Origin of the sequence: Micromonospora sp. CA-249363 (genome assembly GCF_050950185.1) — a bacterium.
Classification (GTDB): Bacteria; Actinomycetota; Actinomycetes; order Mycobacteriales; family Micromonosporaceae; genus Micromonospora.
Map to the genome: position 1 here is coordinate 3,599,845 of NZ_CP192020.1, position 15,895 is coordinate 3,615,739.

General features: G+C 73.6%; 15 protein-coding genes and 1 pseudogene. 10 read left to right on the plus strand and 6 right to left on the minus strand.

Annotation, left to right across the window (positions count from 1 at the left end; translation table 11 throughout):
• The 3 genes from ACQPZK_RS16580 to ACQPZK_RS16590 all read left to right on the plus strand — a co-directional run bounded on the left by ACQPZK_RS16580 (position 1) and on the right by ACQPZK_RS16590 (position 1,705).
• Entirely contained in the window at positions 1 to 366 is a 366-nt protein-coding gene (locus ACQPZK_RS16580; RefSeq protein WP_433533819.1) for an ArsR/SmtB family transcription factor, read from the plus strand.
• Positions 366 to 1,004 carry an SRPBCC family protein gene (locus ACQPZK_RS16585; protein WP_433533820.1) on the plus strand — a complete coding sequence of 213 codons (639 nt, stop codon included), beginning with the start codon at positions 366 to 368 and terminating at the stop codon, positions 1,002 to 1,004. The genes ACQPZK_RS16580 and ACQPZK_RS16585 overlap by 1 nt, the downstream gene beginning before the upstream one ends.
• Positions 1,005 to 1,189: 185 nt before the next feature.
• Positions 1,190 to 1,705, plus strand: coding sequence for an NUDIX domain-containing protein (locus ACQPZK_RS16590; RefSeq protein WP_433533821.1), 516 nt, complete (start codon positions 1,190 to 1,192; stop codon positions 1,703 to 1,705).
• A gap of 844 nt (positions 1,706 to 2,549) precedes the next feature.
• Here ACQPZK_RS16590 and ACQPZK_RS16595 read toward each other — a convergent pair.
• From ACQPZK_RS16595 to ACQPZK_RS16605, 3 genes are all read right to left on the minus strand, one after another.
• Positions 2,550 to 4,493: an ABC transporter ATP-binding protein gene (locus ACQPZK_RS16595; RefSeq protein ID WP_433539234.1), complete on the minus strand. Its 1,944-nt coding sequence runs from the start codon at positions 4,491 to 4,493 to the stop codon at positions 2,550 to 2,552.
• 93 nt (positions 4,494 to 4,586) lie between these two features.
• Positions 4,587 to 6,026: an ATP-binding protein gene (locus ACQPZK_RS16600; RefSeq protein ID WP_433533822.1), complete on the minus strand. Its 1,440-nt coding sequence runs from the start codon at positions 6,024 to 6,026 to the stop codon at positions 4,587 to 4,589.
• Positions 6,023 to 7,681, minus strand: a complete 1,659-nt coding sequence (locus ACQPZK_RS16605; protein ID WP_433533823.1) for an FAD-dependent oxidoreductase — start codon at positions 7,679 to 7,681, stop codon at positions 6,023 to 6,025. The genes ACQPZK_RS16600 and ACQPZK_RS16605 overlap by 4 nt, the downstream gene beginning before the upstream one ends.
• 146 nt (positions 7,682 to 7,827) lie before the next feature.
• Between ACQPZK_RS16605 and ACQPZK_RS16610 the strand changes: the two genes are divergently transcribed.
• From ACQPZK_RS16610 to ACQPZK_RS16620, 3 genes are all read left to right on the plus strand, one after another.
• Complete coding sequence (locus ACQPZK_RS16610; RefSeq protein WP_433533824.1) at positions 7,828 to 10,077, plus strand: hypothetical protein; 2,250 nt, start codon at positions 7,828 to 7,830, stop codon at positions 10,075 to 10,077.
• 25 nt (positions 10,078 to 10,102) lie between these two features.
• On the plus strand, positions 10,103 to 10,594 hold the full coding sequence (gene smpB, locus ACQPZK_RS16615) for an SsrA-binding protein SmpB (protein ID WP_433533825.1): 492 nt from the start codon (positions 10,103 to 10,105) through the stop codon (positions 10,592 to 10,594).
• Between the two features lie 116 nt (positions 10,595 to 10,710).
• Positions 10,711 to 11,103 carry an SCO5389 family protein gene (locus tag ACQPZK_RS16620; RefSeq protein WP_433533826.1) on the plus strand — a complete coding sequence of 131 codons (393 nt, stop codon included), beginning with the start codon at positions 10,711 to 10,713 and terminating at the stop codon, positions 11,101 to 11,103.
• An 86-nt stretch (positions 11,104 to 11,189) separates the two neighbouring features.
• Here the strand turns inward: ACQPZK_RS16620 and ACQPZK_RS16625 are convergent.
• Positions 11,190 to 11,312: pseudogene (locus tag ACQPZK_RS16625) on the minus strand (oxidoreductase); the annotation flags it as partial.
• A 161-nt stretch (positions 11,313 to 11,473) separates the two neighbouring features.
• Between ACQPZK_RS16625 and ACQPZK_RS16630 the strand changes: the two are divergent.
• Genes ACQPZK_RS16630 through ACQPZK_RS16645 form a run of 4 tightly spaced genes read left to right on the plus strand, consistent with a single transcriptional unit; the run spans position 11,474 to position 14,596 of the window.
• Positions 11,474 to 11,899 (plus strand): TOBE domain-containing protein, encoded by a 426-nt coding sequence (locus ACQPZK_RS16630; protein ID WP_433533827.1) that lies wholly within the window; start codon positions 11,474 to 11,476, stop codon positions 11,897 to 11,899.
• 2 nt (positions 11,900 to 11,901) lie between these two features.
• Positions 11,902 to 12,690 carry a molybdate ABC transporter substrate-binding protein gene (gene modA, locus ACQPZK_RS16635; protein ID WP_433539235.1) on the plus strand — a complete coding sequence of 263 codons (789 nt, stop codon included), beginning with the start codon at positions 11,902 to 11,904 and terminating at the stop codon, positions 12,688 to 12,690.
• On the plus strand, positions 12,687 to 13,502 hold the full coding sequence (gene modB / locus ACQPZK_RS16640; protein ID WP_433533828.1) for a molybdate ABC transporter permease subunit: 816 nt from the start codon (positions 12,687 to 12,689) through the stop codon (positions 13,500 to 13,502). The genes modA and modB overlap by 4 nt, the downstream gene beginning before the upstream one ends.
• The gene (locus tag ACQPZK_RS16645) at positions 13,499 to 14,596 is read left to right on the plus strand and encodes an ABC transporter ATP-binding protein (RefSeq protein ID WP_433533829.1); all 1,098 of its coding nucleotides are present in this window, start codon (positions 13,499 to 13,501) and stop codon (positions 14,594 to 14,596) included. The genes modB and ACQPZK_RS16645 overlap by 4 nt, the downstream gene beginning before the upstream one ends.
• A gap of 259 nt (positions 14,597 to 14,855) precedes the next feature.
• Here ACQPZK_RS16645 and ACQPZK_RS16650 read toward each other — a convergent pair whose 3' ends face one another.
• Together ACQPZK_RS16650 and ACQPZK_RS16655 are read right to left on the minus strand one after the other, a co-directional pair.
• The gene (locus ACQPZK_RS16650; RefSeq protein ID WP_393221268.1) at positions 14,856 to 15,269 is read right to left on the minus strand and encodes a type II toxin-antitoxin system prevent-host-death family antitoxin; all 414 of its coding nucleotides are present in this window, start codon (positions 15,267 to 15,269) and stop codon (positions 14,856 to 14,858) included.
• Between the two features lie 42 nt (positions 15,270 to 15,311).
• Positions 15,312 to 15,884, minus strand: coding sequence for a GNAT family N-acetyltransferase (locus ACQPZK_RS16655; RefSeq protein WP_433533830.1), 573 nt, complete (start codon positions 15,882 to 15,884; stop codon positions 15,312 to 15,314).
• Positions 15,885 to 15,895: the final 11 nt, after the last annotated feature.

Sequence of the window (15,895 nt, forward strand, 5' to 3'; positions counted from 1 at the left end):
GTGCACGCCTTCGACGTGCTGGGCGATCCGGTCCGGCGCCGCATCCTGGAGCTGCTCGCCGACGGCGAGCAGACCGCGGGCGCGGTCAGCGCGGTCATCCGCGACGAGTTCGGCATTTCCCAGCCCGCCGTGTCCCAACACCTGAAGGTGTTACGGGACAACGGCTTCGCCACCGTGCGTCCGAACGGCGCCCGGCGGCTCTACGCGGTCGACCCGCGCCCGTTGCGCGAGGTCGACGGCTGGTTGGAGCACTTCCGCCGGTTCTGGGCGCCACCCCTGGCGGCGCTCGCCACCGAGCTGGCCCGCGGTCGACGCGAGCGTCGCCTGCGCGGGCCCTCAGACTCATCCGACGAGAGGAACACCTGATGTTCGACGCGACCGAGCAGATCAACGCCGTGCAGCGGCAGGTCGGCAGCCGCACCCTGGCCGCCGGTGAGGCGCGGGTGACCACCATCAGCCAGACCTACCAGGCGACGGCCGAGGACCTGTGGGACGCCTGCACCAACGCCGAGCGCATCCCCCGCTGGTTCCTGCCGATCAGCGGCGACCTGCGGCTGCACGGCACGTACCAGCTCGAGGGCAACGCGGGCGGCACGATCGAGACCTGCGAACCTCCGCAGCGGTTCACCGCGACCTGGGAGATGGGCGGCGAGGTGAGCTGGATCGAGGTGCGGGTCACGCCGGTGGGCGACGACCGGGCCCGCCTAGACCTGAACCACATCGCGCACGTCGACCAGGACCGGTGGGCCCAGTTCGGCCCGGGCGCCGTCGGTGTCGGCTGGGACCTGGGCCTGCTCGGCCTCGCCACGTACCTCTCCGGCGGCGTCGGCGTCCGCCCGGAGGACAGCGCCGAGTGGGTCGCCTCCGCCGAGGGGCGACGGGCCATGGAGCTGAGCAGCCACCTGTGGTGCGAGGCGAGCATCGCCGCCGGCACCGACCCCGACGAGGCCAAGGCCGCCGCCGAACGCACCACCGCCTTCTACACCGGCACGCCGATCGCCTAGGGCGTGCAAAGCCCTCGGTCGAGCCGAGGCGGAGTCCAGGTCCGGCAGGGCGGAGATGAGCCCGGATACCGGTGGTGTGTCCGAGCCCATCTCCAACGCCGCCGGCCGTGGTCCGGGCCCGCCGCAGGTCGGCCCAGGGCTCTGACACACGCCCGCAGCGCAGCCGGCGGGTAACGTGCTGCGGCATGACCGGGACGCCGTACTCGCACTGCTCCTACTGCGGCGCCGCCTACCCGGCGGCGGCCGGATGGCCGCGGGTGTGCGCGGTCTGCGGCGAAACCGTCTGGCGCAACCCGCTGCCCGTCGCGGTGGCGGTGCTCCCGGTCCGCACGGCCGCGGGCCTGGGCGTGGTGGTCGTCCGCCGGGCCATCGAGCCGGCCCGCGGGCTGCTCGCGCTGCCAGGGGGTTTCATCGAGTACGGCGAGGAGTGGTCCGACGCGCTGGTGCGTGAGCTGTGGGAGGAGACCGGGCTGGTCGCGAACGCCGGCGACGCCCGGCTCCTCGCCGTGTGGGGTGCACCGCAGGGCGGCACCATGATGATCTTCGGGGTGCTGCCGGAGCGTGCCGCCGAGGATCTGCCGCCGTCGCAGCCCACCGAGGAGGCGACCGAGTGGTTGGTCCTCACCGAGCCGGTCCAGTTGGCGTTCTCCACCCACACCCGCGTCCTGGCCGACGTCCTCACCGCACCCCACCAACCCTGACCACGACCCCCGGGCCCCGGCCCCCGGCGCCCGGCGCCTGATCGACTCCAGATCGCCGAGGTGGGGGCATGCCACCGCCGCGATGCCCCCGCATCGGCGACCTGAAGTGGATCACCGCCCCCAGGCGCGATGATCCACTCGGGTTCGGGGATGTCGGGCCGTCCTCGGCGGCGAGACGCCCCGGATTCCCTGAACTCGAGTGGATCAAGCCCAAGGCCACGCTCCCCCCGACCCACGACCCGCCGCAGCTCCCACAAACCCCCCAGCCCGGGCCCGGCCAGCCCGACCCGGCCGGCCCAACCGGCCCAGCCCGACCCAGCCCAGCCCAGCCCGGCCAGCCCGACCCAGCCCAGCCCGGCCAGCCCGACCCGCCCAGCCCGGCCAGCCCGACCCAGCCCAGCCCGGCCAGCCCGACCCGCACAGCCCGGCCAGCCCGACCAGCCCGACCCGACCAGCCCGACCCGCCCAGCCCGGCCAGCCCGACCGGCACAGCCCGACCCAGCCCAGCCCAGCCCAGCCCGGCCCGGCCCGGCCCGACGCAGCCAGCCCGGCCCGGCCAAGCTCGGCGCGACCCAGCCAGTCCGGCCCGACCCAGCAGCCCGACCCGACCTGACCTAGCCAGCCCAGCCGGCCCCGCCGCGTCGCGATCTTGCACTTACTGCGGCGACATAGGGCGCATACCCAGCGAATTCGACAACCGAAAGTGCAAGATCGCGGGGGCGAGGGGCGGGGGCGGGGCGAGGGGCGGGGGCGAGGGGCGAGGGGCGAGGGCGGGGCGAGGGGCGAGGGCGGGGCGAGGGGCGGGGCGGGGGCGAGTCGCGGGGGCGAGGGCGAGGGGCGGGGGTCAGTGGTGGTGGGCTTCGTTGGTGTTGGCGCGGTAGCCGCTGGCCTGTAGTTCGAACAGCTCGCGGTAGAGGCCCCCGGCCGCCATCAGCTCGTCGTGGTTGCCCTGCTGCACGAGGCGACCCTGGTCCATCACGAAGATCCGGTCGGCGTGCCGGACGTTGGCCAGCCGGTGGGTGATCAGGACGACCGCACGGTCGGGACGGCGACGCAGGTGCTGGAACAGGGCGTGTTCGGCGCGGGCGTCCAGGGCCGCCGACGGTTCATCGCAGATCAGCAGGGCGGCATCGCGGTAGAGGCCGCGAGCGGCGACCAGCCGCTGCCACTGTCCGCCGGACAGCTCGTGGCCGTTCTTGAACTCCCGGTCGAGCAGGGTGTCGTAGCCGTGCGGCAGGCCCACGATCATGTCGTGGGCGGCGGCCGCGTCGGCCGCCTCCTGCACACTGGGGCCGGGCCGGTCGGGCGTACGGTCGTGCCGGCCTACGCGGATGTTCTGACCGGCGGTGAACGGGAACTTCCAGTACTCCTGCGTCATCACGGCGACCTGTGCGCCGAGCGCGCGGGGGTCCAGCTCGGCCGCGTCGACGCCGTCCCAGCGGATCGTCCCGCCGGTCGGCTGGTAGAGCCCGGCGATCAGCTTGGCGAGGGTGGTCTTGCCGGAGCCGTTCTCGCCGACCAGCGCGACCACCTCGCCGCGCCGGATCGTCAGACTGACCCGGTCCACGGCGGGCACGTCGGTGTCGGGGTAGCGCAGACTCACCTCGTACAGGTCGATCGCCTCGACGCCGTCGGCCGTCCGGCTGCCGCCGACGGGCACCCGGCCCTGCGCCCGGGTGAGGAAGTCCCGGTAGTCCTGGTAGTAGAGGGCGTCCTCGTACAGCGAGTTGGTGGCGACGACCGCGACGCCCAGGCTGGTCCGGGCGGACTGGAGGGCGAGCAGGGCGGTGGCCGCGGCGGCGAGGGCGACCATGCCGGCGAGCAGCAGGCCGCCGAGCACCGCGTACACGCCGAAGGTGGCCAGGCCCGCCACGGTGGCGCCGGCCACGCGGGTGCCGGTCTGCGAGCGGACCAGCCGCAGTTGGGCGCGGGTCTCGACGGCCATCACGCCCCGGTACTCGGCGAGCAGGAACTCGCGCATCTGGTAGGCGCGCACCTCGGCGGCGGTGTGCCGGTTGGCCATCAGGTGGGCGAGCATCCACATTCGCCGACGACGGGTGATCCGGGCCAGCATCGCCAGGTACTCCCGACGGGCCATCCGCACGGCCGTGACCGCCTGGGGCACCGCCGCGAGCAGCAGGCACGGCAGTAGCAGCGGCTGGATGACGGTCACCGCGACGGCGGTGGCGAGCATCCCGACCACTCCGGTGACCAGGTTGACGGTGTGGTCGACGATCCAGGCCGCCTCGCCCATGCCGCGGTCGCGGACGCGGTCCATCTCCTCGGCGAACCCGGCGTCGTCGAACGCGGCCAGGTCCACCGCCGTGGTGGCCTCGAACAGCCGTAGCTCCACCTGGTAGTTGATCTGTGGGGTGAGTCGGGCCTGGGCCCACCCGGCGGCGATCGTCAGGCCGCCGCGCGCCGAGATCGCCGTCGCGGCCACGATCAGCGCCGGCAGGGCTGAGCGCACCCGGTCCGGGGTGGGACCGGCGGCGAAGAGTTCCCGCAGTACGCCGGTCGTCGCGAGCAGGCCGAAGGTGGTCATCACCCCGGCGGCGACGTTCAGGCCGATCGAGGCGACCGTGTCCGTGCGGTTGGTGGCCCAGGCCAGGGCCACCGCCTCACGGACGAGCCTCGGCAGCCGGCGGGCCACGGCCCAGAAGCTGGTGTGCGCGAACGTGTGCGCGTGGTGCATCCAGGCGGCGTCCTCCAGCTCCGGCAGCACGGAGCTGTCGTCGGGGGGATCGATCGGCTGGTCATCGTGGGTCGGGGTGCGTGGGCGGGCCATCGAGTCCACGGACGCTCCTCGGGGGGCGGGAAGCACGGACGCCGCCCGACACTACTGCCCGCAACCACCCGATGTCTCTAGGTAGCGGGCGTGTCAGGGCAGCACGTTCGCGTCCTCGGTGAGCGGCAGCAGGACCCGGAAGGTGGTTCGGCCGGGCTCGGTCTCCACCCGGATGTCGCCGTGGTGCTTGTTGACCACGATCCGGTACGAGATGTCGAGCCCCAGCCCGGTGCCCGTCCCGACCGGCTTCGTGGTGAAGAAGGGCTCGAAGATGCGCGGGCGCACCTCCGGCGGGATACCGGGACCCGTGTCGGTGATCTCCACCGCCAGCAGGTCGCCGACCCGTCCGGTGCGGACGGTCAGCACGCCCTTCTCCCCCATCGCGCCCAGGGCGTTGTCGACGAGGTTGGTCCACACCTGGTTCAGCTCCGCCGCGTACGCCGGGATCGGCGGCAGGCTCCGGTCGTACTCGCGGACGAGTTTGACCTCGGCCGGGATCTTGCCCTTGAACATGACGAGCGTCGCGTCGAGAAGGTCGTGCACGTCCACCACCCGGTGCGGCGCGCGATCGAGCTGGGAGTACTGCTTGGCCGCGCCCACCAGGCCCGAGATGCGGGTCACCGCGTCGCCGATCTCGCGCATCAACAGTTCGGTGTCGACCGTGTACGACAGCCATCGCACGGCGGCCTCCAGGTCCGCCGGGCCGACGGCCGCCTTCACCTGCGCGAGCCACTCCGCGTCCAGACCCCCGGCGACGAGGATGGGCGCCAGGTCCCACGCGCCGGCCACACCGTGGTCCTCCAGCCAGTCGGTGAGGGTGTCCTCGGCGTCGGCGGTGGCGACCGGGGTCAGCTTCGGCGCGGTCGCCACCCGGGCCACCGCCTCCTCCTGCAACGCGACCAGCCCGTGCAGCGCCCGGCCGTCGAGCCGCCCGTCGGCGATCATCGCGAGCTTGTGCCGCATCCCCGCGACCCGGTCGCGCAGCACCGACGTGGCCCGCACCGCAGCGGCGGCCGGATTGTTCAGCTCGTGGGTCAGCCCTGCCGAGAGCGAGCCGAGCGCCAGCAGCCGTTCCCGCTCGCCCACGATGGTCTGGCTGTCCCGCATGCCGAAGAACAACCCCTCGAGAAGGTGCATCGGCATCGGGAACCAGGACCGCAGCGCGTGCGCGAAGTCCTCCGCCGGCAACACGAAGAAGTCGGCGTCGACGAGCGCGCGCAGGCTGTTGCGGTACGTCTGCTCCACCTGGTCGCCCAGGTACGCCTGGGTGGCCCCGCCGTACACGCCGCGCTGGTCGGTGCGGCTGACCTCGACGTCGTCGCCGTGGACCTGACGGCTCAGCGCCACCGCGCCGCGCAGCAGCACGAAGAAGCAGGTGGCGGGCTCGCCCTCGCCGTACACGAGGGTGCCGCCGGCCCGCTGCTCCACGCGGCCGTGCTCGCTGAGCCAGTCGAGCTGCGCGTCGTCGAGGGCCTCGAACAGGAACAGGTCCCGAAGCTCTGCCGGGGTCAGCCGATCGGACGCGGTCGTCATTGGGCCTCCAGGTAGCGGTGCACGAGCGACACGGCCATCGCGCCCTCGCCGACGGCCGAGGCGACCCGCTTGACCGACTCGGCGCGGACGTCACCGGCGGCGAACACCCCCGGCAGGCTGGTCTCCAGGTGGTACGGGTCGCGGGACAACAACCAGCCGGCCGGGCGACGTCCGCCGGCCAGCAGGTCCGGGCCGGTGACGATGAAGCCGCGCCCGTCCCGTACGAGCACCCCGTCCAGCCAGTCGGTGCGGGGTTCGGCGCCGATGAAGATGAACAGCCAGGAGGTGTCGACCGTGCGACTCTGCCCGGTGCGGGTGTCGCAGAGGGTCAGCCGTTCCAGGTGGTCGTCGCCGACCGCGCCGACCACGGCGGTGTGCGGGTGCACGGTGATCCGGTCGATGCGCTCCAACTGGTCGATGAGGTAGCTCGACATCGACGCCGTCAGGTCCGCGCCACGGATGAGCAGGTGGACGCGGGCGGCGTACCGGGAGAAGTGCACGGCCGCCTGGCCGGCCGAGTTGGCCCCGCCGACGATGTAGACGTCCTGGTCGACGCAGCTCGGGGCCTCGGTGGCGGCCGCGCCGTAGAACACCCCCCGACCGGTGAAGTCGGCCAGTCCGGGGGCGTCGAGCACCCGGTACGACACGCCGGTCGCCAGCACCACCGTGTGCGCGGCGATCTCGCTGCCGTCACCGAAGCGCAGCAGCCGCGCGCCGCCGGCCTCGCTCAGGCCGACCACCTCGCGGGCGCTGAGCAGCTCCGCGCCGAACTTCACCGCCTGCCGGCGGGCCCGGTCGGTCAACTGTGCGCCGGAGACGCCGTCCGGGAAGCCCAGGTAGTTCTCGATCCGGCTGCTCTGCCCGGCCTGCCCGCCGGTCGCCCGCCGCTCGACGAGCACGGTCCGCAGCCCCTCGGACGCGCCGTACACCGCCGAGCCCAGGCCCGCCGGGCCGCCGCCGACCACCACGAGGTCGTAGAAGTCGGACGCGGGCACCACGGTCAGCCCGGCCAGCGCGGCCAGCTCGGCCTCGCTGGGGGCCACCAGCGCCTTGCCCTCGGCGGTCACCACCAGGGGTACGTCCGCCTCGGTGGCCCCGGCCGCGTCGAGCAGCCGAGCGCCCTCCGGGTCGTCCGAGAGCAGCCAGCGGTACGGCACGAGGTTGCGGGCCAGGAAGTCACGAACCTTGAACGACGGCGCCGACCAGCGGTGCCCCACCACACGGATCTCGGCGCTCGTGGCGTCCGGGGTGACCGACCAGGCCTCCAGGAGCCCGTCGACCACCGGGTACAGCTTCTCCTCCGGCGGGTGCCACGGCTTGAGCAGGTAGTGGTCCAGGTCCACCACGTTGATCGCCTCGATCGCCGCGTCGGTGTCCGCGTACGCGGTGAGCAGCACCCGGCGGGCCGCCGGATAGATGTCCATGGCGGCCTCGAGGAACTCGACGCCGGTCATCTCCGGCATCCGGTGGTCGGCCAACAGCAGGGCCACCTGCTCGCCGCGCAGCTTGACCTCCCGCAGCGCGTCCAGCGCCTCCGGCCCGGAGGCCGCGCGCAGCACCCGGTAGCGGTCGCCGTAGCGGCGCCGGATGTCCCGGGCCACCGCCCGGGACACCGCGGGATCGTCGTCGACGGTCAGGATCACCGGGTTTGCCATGGCGCCAATAGAACCACCTCGCCGGGCCGTACCGCACCACCGGCGGTCACCGACGCGAGGCGTGACACGGCCCGGGACGGGTAAGCCGCACCGCCGCGGGCGGCCGGCGCCGCGACCTGCCGGCTGTCACACACCTCGGGGGGCTCATGGCGGACGCGTCGCCGACCGAACCGACGACGGGTCGGATCGTGGAGCTGCGGGTGCACGGCGTCTCGGGGGCGGGCGCCGACCGGGTGCTCAACCGGCCGTTCGTGCACCAGGTGGCCGGCGACCGCAGCGGCGGGTTCTACCGCCCCCGCCCGGGCTACCCGGACTCGACCGGCACGGACGGGGTGACGCTGGAGGCGTACCGCTGGAACGACCTACCGTCCGGTACGGCCGTACGGACGCTGTCGCTGGTGTTCCTGTTGCCGTTCATGCTCTGCAACGTGGCGCTCTGGATGCGCCCGGAGAGCCCGTCCGCGAAACATGCCATCGTCGCCCTGTGCCGGGTGCTGGCACTGACCCTCACGGCGCTCTACGTGCTCACCATCGTCGGGGTGGCGGTGGACCTCATCGCCTGGCGCTGCATGGGCGACCCCGCCTGCGTCGCCGGCCGGAGCTGGCTGTCCTGGCTCGGCGGGCGTCCGCCCGGCGTACGCCTGGGTGTGTTGGCCCTGGTGCCGGTCGCCGCCATCGGGATCGTGTGGTGGCTGGGCGCGCGGCCGAGCCACTCGTTCGACGCCTTCCGTACGGGAGCGGTGCAGGAGACCTCCGTGCAACAGTTGAGCGCGGTCGGCCAGTGGGACCGCAGCCCGGTCGTGGGACGTCTGCGCTCGGTGCACGTGGCGGCCGCGTTCGCCACGCTGGACGGCAGCCTGCTGGCCGCCTGGGACAGTGACAACTCCTCGTGGGTCCGGGCGGCGCTGGCCGTGGCGACGCTCGCCGTGCTGCTCGCCTGTCTGGTCCTGCTGACCCAGGTGAGCGGCATGGATCGGACCAGCACCGTGCCCCCGCTGGAGCGCGTCACCCGCGGCCTCCGCACGATCGCCTTCGGCCTCACGATCCTGGTGATCGCCTACACCATGAGCAGCGGTGAGCCGTGGCCGCAGAGCAGGATGCTGCCCGGGTACAGCGCCACCGTGGCGTGGTTGTTCGTCAGCCAGACCGTCCTGCTGGTGGCCCTCGCGGTGGTGGTCATCTGGGCGCGCGGCGACGGGCGACGCGCGGACGGACAGCGGCTGCCGCGGCTGCGGGCGCTGGGCGCCCCGGTGTTCGTCACCGTGGCCGCCGGGCTCGCGGTGGCGTTCTCCGCGGAGTTGGTCTACCGGGTGGCGGACGTGTTGGACCGCGACGGTGGGCGCGCGCAGAAACTGGCGTTCGACCCGCCGCTGGCCTACAAGTGGGCGATCTGCGGGTTCTTCCTGGCGGTGTTGACGGCGGTGCTGGTGGGCGTGCTGGTCACGGTCGTGACCCGCTCCGGTCGGTGGCGGGTCGCGCGGGCCATCGTGGCCGCCGACTTCCCGGACGCGCCGCCGGAGGCGGCGCTGCGATTGCGTCAGGTCCAGCAGGCGGTGGCACGGGCCCGGTTCACCGAACGACTGGAACCGCTCGCCGTGGTCTATGCCGGACTCGCCGCCCTCGGGTTGGCCACCAGCCTGTTCGGCCTGTTGCAGATCTATCCCGGCGACGTGTCCGAGGAGTACCTCGGCGTGCCCGACAACCTCGTCAACTTCCTGATCGTGGCCGGCAGCTACGCCATCGGCGCGATCCTGGTCGGGCTCGTGATCGGCGGCATCTTCGCCTATCGCACGGCCGGGTTCCGCCGGTACGTGGGCGTCCTGTGGGATCTGGGCACCTTCTGGCCCCGAGGAGCGCATCCCTTCGCGCCGCCCTGCTACGCCGAACGGGCGGTGCCCGAGCTGACCAAGCGGATCACCTACCTGGTGGACCGGGGCGAGGGGGTGCTGCTTTCGGGGCACAGTCACGGGTCGGTGCTGCTCGCGGCCACGCTGCTGCAACTGCCACGGCGGGTCACCCACCGGGTGGCCCTGCTGACCTACGGTTCACCGTTGAGCCGGCTGTACTCGCGGCTGTTCCCCACCTACGTCAACCAGGGGTCGCTGCGGGAGATCGGCGGGCGTATCGGCTGGCGTTGGGTGAACCTGTGGCGCGACACCGACCCGATCGGTGGGTGGATCTTCGCCCCGCATCGGCGCGGGGACACCGTGCCGGCGACCGGGCCGGCGGCGGTGGACCGCCGGTTGATCGACCCGCAGGGGCTGATGCCCCCGCCCAGCGACAGCGTGCCGCCGCCCATCCTCGGTCACTGGCCGTGCGAGTCGCAGGAGGAGTTCGTGCAGGCGGTACGGGACCTGACCGCGCGGCTGCGTGCCGAGCGCCGGACGGAGGGCTGAGGGGGCGGCCGGATATCGTCGCCGGGTGAGCACGTCCCGCAAGCCCGAGCGCCGACTGATCGCGTCGAACAAGAAGGCGCGGCACGAGTACACCGTGCTGCGCACGTACGAGGCGGGCATCGTGCTGGTCGGCACCGAGGTGAAGTCGCTGCGCGAGGGGCGGGCGTCGCTCGTGGACGCGTTCGCGCACGAGCGCGACGGCGAGATCATGCTGTACGGGCTGCACATCGCCGAGTACCGCTACGGCACGTGGACCAACCACGCGCCCCGCCGTAACCGCAAGCTGCTGCTGCACCGCTCCGAGATCGGCAAAATCCTGGAGAAGGTGCGCGAGGGCGGGGTGACGCTGGTGCCGCTGTCGATGTACTTCGACAACGGGTGGGCCAAGGTCGAACTGGCCCTGGCCAAGGGCAAGCGCACGTACGACAAGCGGCAGGCCCTCGCCGAGCGCGACGCCAACCGCGAGATCGCCCGGGAGCTGGGCCGACACCTCAAGGGTCATCCCCGCCACCCCTGACGGCGGGTTCTCGGCGCGGCACGCGCGCCATCGTTGACGACACGGGAGCGACATGGTGTGCTCCTGTCGACGCCGTTAATGAAAACGGTAGTCGTTTCTATACATGGAGGAGAATCATGTCGCTCACCGTCCCGCCCGCCCTGCTCGACGCCGCCGAGCGCGGCCCCGTCGACGACGAGGCGTTCATCGCCTGCGTCCGCGAATCCCTGCCGTACGCCTGGGCGACCGTCAGCCGGGTGGTCGCCGATCTCGAGGCCGGCGACGCCGACCTGGCGGACAACGTCGTCCCGCCGCCCACCGACGCCGATCGGGGGCAACTGCTCCGGGCGCTGGCGAGCGACGCGATCCGTTCCGGCCTGGAGCGTCACTTCGGCGTACGACTGGCCTTCCAGAACTGCCACCGGGTCGCCGCGTTTCGCCCGTCGGCGGTCGACGGGGAGCGCTACCGCCGCTTCGTGTCCACCCGGGGCCAACTCCTGAACCAGTCCCCCGAACTGCGCAACTGCTGACGTACCCGTTGGCCTGACCGGGCGGTGGGGGCGTCGCGCCGCCGCGACACCCCCACTCGCCGACCGCCGTGCGGGTCGAGGCGCCCTCAGCGCCCGGTCGTGTCCAGCTCGACCAGGTCGTCGGCGCAGAGGGCGAGTGCCGCGCCGGCGATGTTCTCGCGCAGGTGCGCCACGGACGACGTCCCGGGGATGAGCAGGATGTTCGGCTGGGCGGAGACGCACATGGACGACGTGTCCACCAACCGTGCCGCGTACGACACTCGCGCCGGCTGACGCACCTCGCACCCGCCGCTGAAAACGCCGCATCAAGACGCAGAATCCACCCCGTCTGGCGCTTCATCCTCGCAGATGCGGCAGCTATGGTGATCCGGTGACGACCTTCCGGATCGGCGCGGCGGCCGACCTGCTCGGCGTCAGCGCCGACACGATCCGCCGCTGGGTGGACGCCGGGCGGCTGCCGGCCGGGCGCGACGAACACGGCCACCGGATCATCGACGGCGTCGACCTGGCCGCGTTCGCCCGGGCGCAGGCGGCCGACCCGGACGCGGGCGCGGAGTTCTCCTCGGCGCGCAACCGGCTGCGCGGCATCGTCGTCGACGTCCGCAAGGACACGGTGATGGCCCAGGTCGACATCCAGGCCGGCCCGTTCCGGGTGGTGTCGCTGATGAGCCGGGAGGCCGTCGACGAGCTCGACCTGCGGGTCGGCTCGGTCGCCGTGGCCGTGATCAAGTCGACCACCGTGGTGGTGGAGCGCGCCGCGCCCACCACCTCGGCCGGCGCCAGGGGGAACGGATGAGGATTCGGGCCCGATCCGTCGCGGCGCCACTGGCGGTGGCCGTGCTGGCGACGGCCGGCTGCGACCAGGCCGGCGACCCGACGACCGGGCGTGACACCGCAGACGGCCGGGTCCGCGGCACGGTGACCGTGTTCGCCGCCGCCTCGCTGACCGAGTCTTTCACCCGTATCGCCCGGGACTTCGAGGCCGCCAACCCGGGCGTCACCGTTACCCTCAACCTGGCCGGCAGCTCGGCCCTGGCCAACCAGATCACCCAGGGCGCTCCGGCGGACGTCTTCGCCTCGGCGGCGCCGAAGAACATGGCGACCGTGACGGAGGCCGGCGACGCCGACGGCACGCCGGTCGTCTTCGCCCGCAACCAACTGGTGATCGCGGTGCCCAGCGGCAATCCGAAGGGCGTGAGTGGTCTCCCCGACCTCGCCCGGCCGGGAGTGAAGGTCGCGCTCTGCGCCGACCAGGTGCCCTGCGGCGCGGCGGCGCGTACCGCCCTGACCGCTGCTGGCGTCGCGCTGACCCCGGTCACCCTCGAACAGGACGTCAAGGGCGCGCTGGCCAAGGTCAAGCTCGGCGAGGTCGACGCGGCCCTCGTCTACCGCACGGACGCCCGCGCCGCGAGCACCGACGTGACGGGTGTCGAGTTCCCCGAGTCGGCGCGGGCGATCAACGACTATCCGATCGTCGCGCTGACGGACGCGCCGAACCGGCCCGGCGCGCGGGCCTTCGTCGCGTACGTCCGCTCGACGCCGGCACAGACGGTCCTCGCCGAGGCGGGGTTCCAGGCGGTTCCGTGAGCCTGGTCCGCGAGCCCACCCCTTCCCGACGGCGTCCACGGGTGCCGGCGGCACTGCTGATCCCGGCCGTGCTGGGCCTGCTCTTCCTGGTCCTGCCGCTGGCCGGGCTGGTGGTCCGGGCACCGTGGACGACGCTGCCGCAGCGGCTCACCGCGCCGGGAGCGTTGACGGCGCTGCGCCTGTCGGTGCAGACCGCGACCCTGGCCACGCTGCTCTGCCTGCTGCTCGGGGTGCCCCTGGCGTGGCTGCTGGCCCGGGTCGAGTTCCCCGGCCGCCGGCTGGTACGCGCATTGGTCACCGTGCCGCTGGTGCTGCCGCCGGTGGTCGGCGGTGTGGCGCTGCTGCTTGTCTTCGGCCGGCGCGGGCTGCTCGGCGGCTGGCTCGACGCCACGTTCGGCGTCACCCTGCCGTTCACGACCGCGGGCGTGGTGCTGGCCGAGGCGTTCGTCGCCATGCCGTTCCTCGTCATCGCCGTCGAGGGCGCGCTGCGCGCCGCCGACCACCGCTACGAGGAGGCCGCCGCGACACTGGGCGCCAGCCGGTGGACCACCTTCACCCACGTCACGTTGCCGCTGGTGGCACCCGGGCTCGCCGCCGGCGCGGTGCTGTGCTGGGCACGGGCGCTCGGCGAGTTCGGCGCCACCATCACCTTCGCCGGCAACTACCCCGGGCGTACGCAGACGATGCCGTTAGCCGTCTACCTGGCGCTCGAGACCGACCTGGAGTCCGCCATCGTCCTCAGCCTGGTGCTGCTGATCGTCTCGGTGGGCATCCTGGCCGCGCTGCGCGACCGCTGGATGGTCAGTCCATGACCGCGCCACCACCCGACGACCGGCCCGGGACCGCGCCGCTGGTGGATGCCCGGCTGGTCGTCGACCGGGGCGCCTTCCGGTTGGACGTACCGCTGCGGGTCGCGCCGGGTGAGGTCGTCGCGCTGCTCGGGCCGAACGGGGCCGGCAAGACCACCGCGCTGCGCGCGCTGGCCGGGCTGCACCCGCTCACCGCCGGACACGTCACCCTCGACCGTGTCGACCTGGACCGACCGGCGACTCGGGCCTGGGTGCCGACCGAGCGCCGGCCCATCGGCGTGGTCTTCCAGGACTACCTGCTGTTTCCGCACCTCGACGCGTTGGACAACGTGGCGTTCGGGCCGCGCCGGCACGGCATCGATCGGCGCACGGCACGGGCCACCGCGCGGAGCTGGCTCGACCGGGTGGGTCTCGACGGCCAGGCGCACCGCAAGCCCCGCCAGCTCTCCGGTGGGCAGGCGCAGCGCGTGGCGCTGGCCCGCGCGCTGGCTGTCGGCCCGTCGCTGCTGCTGCTCGACGAGCCGCTGGCCGCTCTGGACGCCCGTACCCGCCTGGAGACCCGCGCGCAGCTGCACCGCCACCTGGCCGCGCACCCGGGCGCGACGGTGCTGGTCACCCACGATCCGCTGGACGCGTTGGCGCTGGCCGACCGCCTGGTCATCGTCGAGGGCGGGCGGGTCGTCCAGGAAGGCGACGGTCCGAGCGTCACGGCCCGCCCGCGCACCGACTACGTGGCGCGTCTGGTCGGGCTGAACCTCTACCGGGGTCTTGCCGAGGGCCACGGCGTACGCGTCGCGCCGGAGTTGACCCTGAGCGTGGCCGACCGGCTCGCCGGCGACGCGTTCGTGGCGTTCCGCCCGGCGGCGGTCGCCCTGCACCCGTCGCGGCCCGACGGCAGCCCTCGCAACACCTGGGCGGGCACGGTGAGCGGCGTCCAGCGCCACGGCGACAACGTGCGGGTGCAGGTGGACGGGCCCATCGGCGTGGCCGCCGACGTCACGCCGGCCGCGGCGGCCCAGCTCCGGCTGATCCCGGGCCAACGGATCTGGGTGGCGGTCAAGGCGACCGAGACCCACGCCTATCCCGCGACGACCTGACGCTCGCCACCGCGCGGCGACCCGACGCCGCCACCACGTGTGACGAGCGGAGCGTGTCCGCGGCTCCCGGCCTCGGCACGCAGGCCGATGCCGGACCGTCTGCGCCACCGCTGCACGCGATGCGGGAACACGTGCGCGCCGCCGGTGCACGGTGCGCAGGCCGACGCCGGACCGTGCGCGAGCTGCCACCGGTTCCGGTGAGACGCCGGTTCCGGTGAGACGCCGGTTCCGGTGAGACGCCGGTTCCGGTATGCAGCGGTCAGTCGGCGAGCAGGTCGGCGTGCGCGGCGCGCAGCCGGGCCAGCGCCGGGTCGCTGCCCGGGACGACCCGACGGTCCAGCTCGGCCCACACCTCGGCCAGCGCCGCGCGGACCGCGCCCAGCTCGGCGGCGTGCCGCTGGCTGCTGCGGCGGTGCTGCTCGTCGAGGCGGCGGGCCCATCCGGCGGTGACCGCCGCCAGCCGGTCGGCGTCGGCGCGGGCCTGTGCGGCGCTGCGGGCCGCGGCGGCGGGAACGATCGCGGCGACCGGGCGGGGATCGCCGTCGCGGGTGACGACGGTGACCGCGTCGGTCAGCTCGGCCAACGCGACGAGCTGGCTGAACCGGGTGCGCGCCTCGCGCAGCGGCACGGAGCGCGGCGGGTCGGGATGCGGGGTGAGCGCGGGGATGGCCATGGATGCATGCTGCCGCCCGGGTACGACAGAAATCCGTCGTCGTCAGTGGACGGTGGGTGGCGGCGGTGCGGACGCGGCCCGCCACTCGTCGGCCAGCACCGACCAGATCTCCAGGTCGATGCGACCGTGTGGCCCCGGGTAGACCTGGCGCAGGGTGCCGTCGTGGCGCAGACCCAGCCGGCGGGCCAGGGCGATGCTGCGCACGTTGGCGGCGTTCGTCCGCCACTCGACGCGCTGGATGCCGCGCTCACGCACCGCCCAGTCGACGATCCGCCGGACCGCGGGGGCGACGAATCCCCGGCCCTGGGCGGACGGCTCCAGCCAGCAGCCGACCTCGCACAGGCCCAGCGTGACGTCGAACGACACGAACATCACGCCACCGACCAGCGTGCCGCGCCACCACAGGCCCCAGATACCGCCGGCGTCGGCCGCCCAGCGGTCGGCGTAGCGCTGCAACACGGCTCGGGCCGACGGCAGGTCGGTGGCGACGAAGGACGGCGACACCCAGGGGCGGATGTGGTCCCGCGCCCGGTCGAGGTGGGCGAGGAACTCCTCGGCCCGCCACGGTTCCAGCGGGCGCAGCTCGACGTCCTCGGTCAGCGCCAGGGCGAACACGGAAGCCTCCC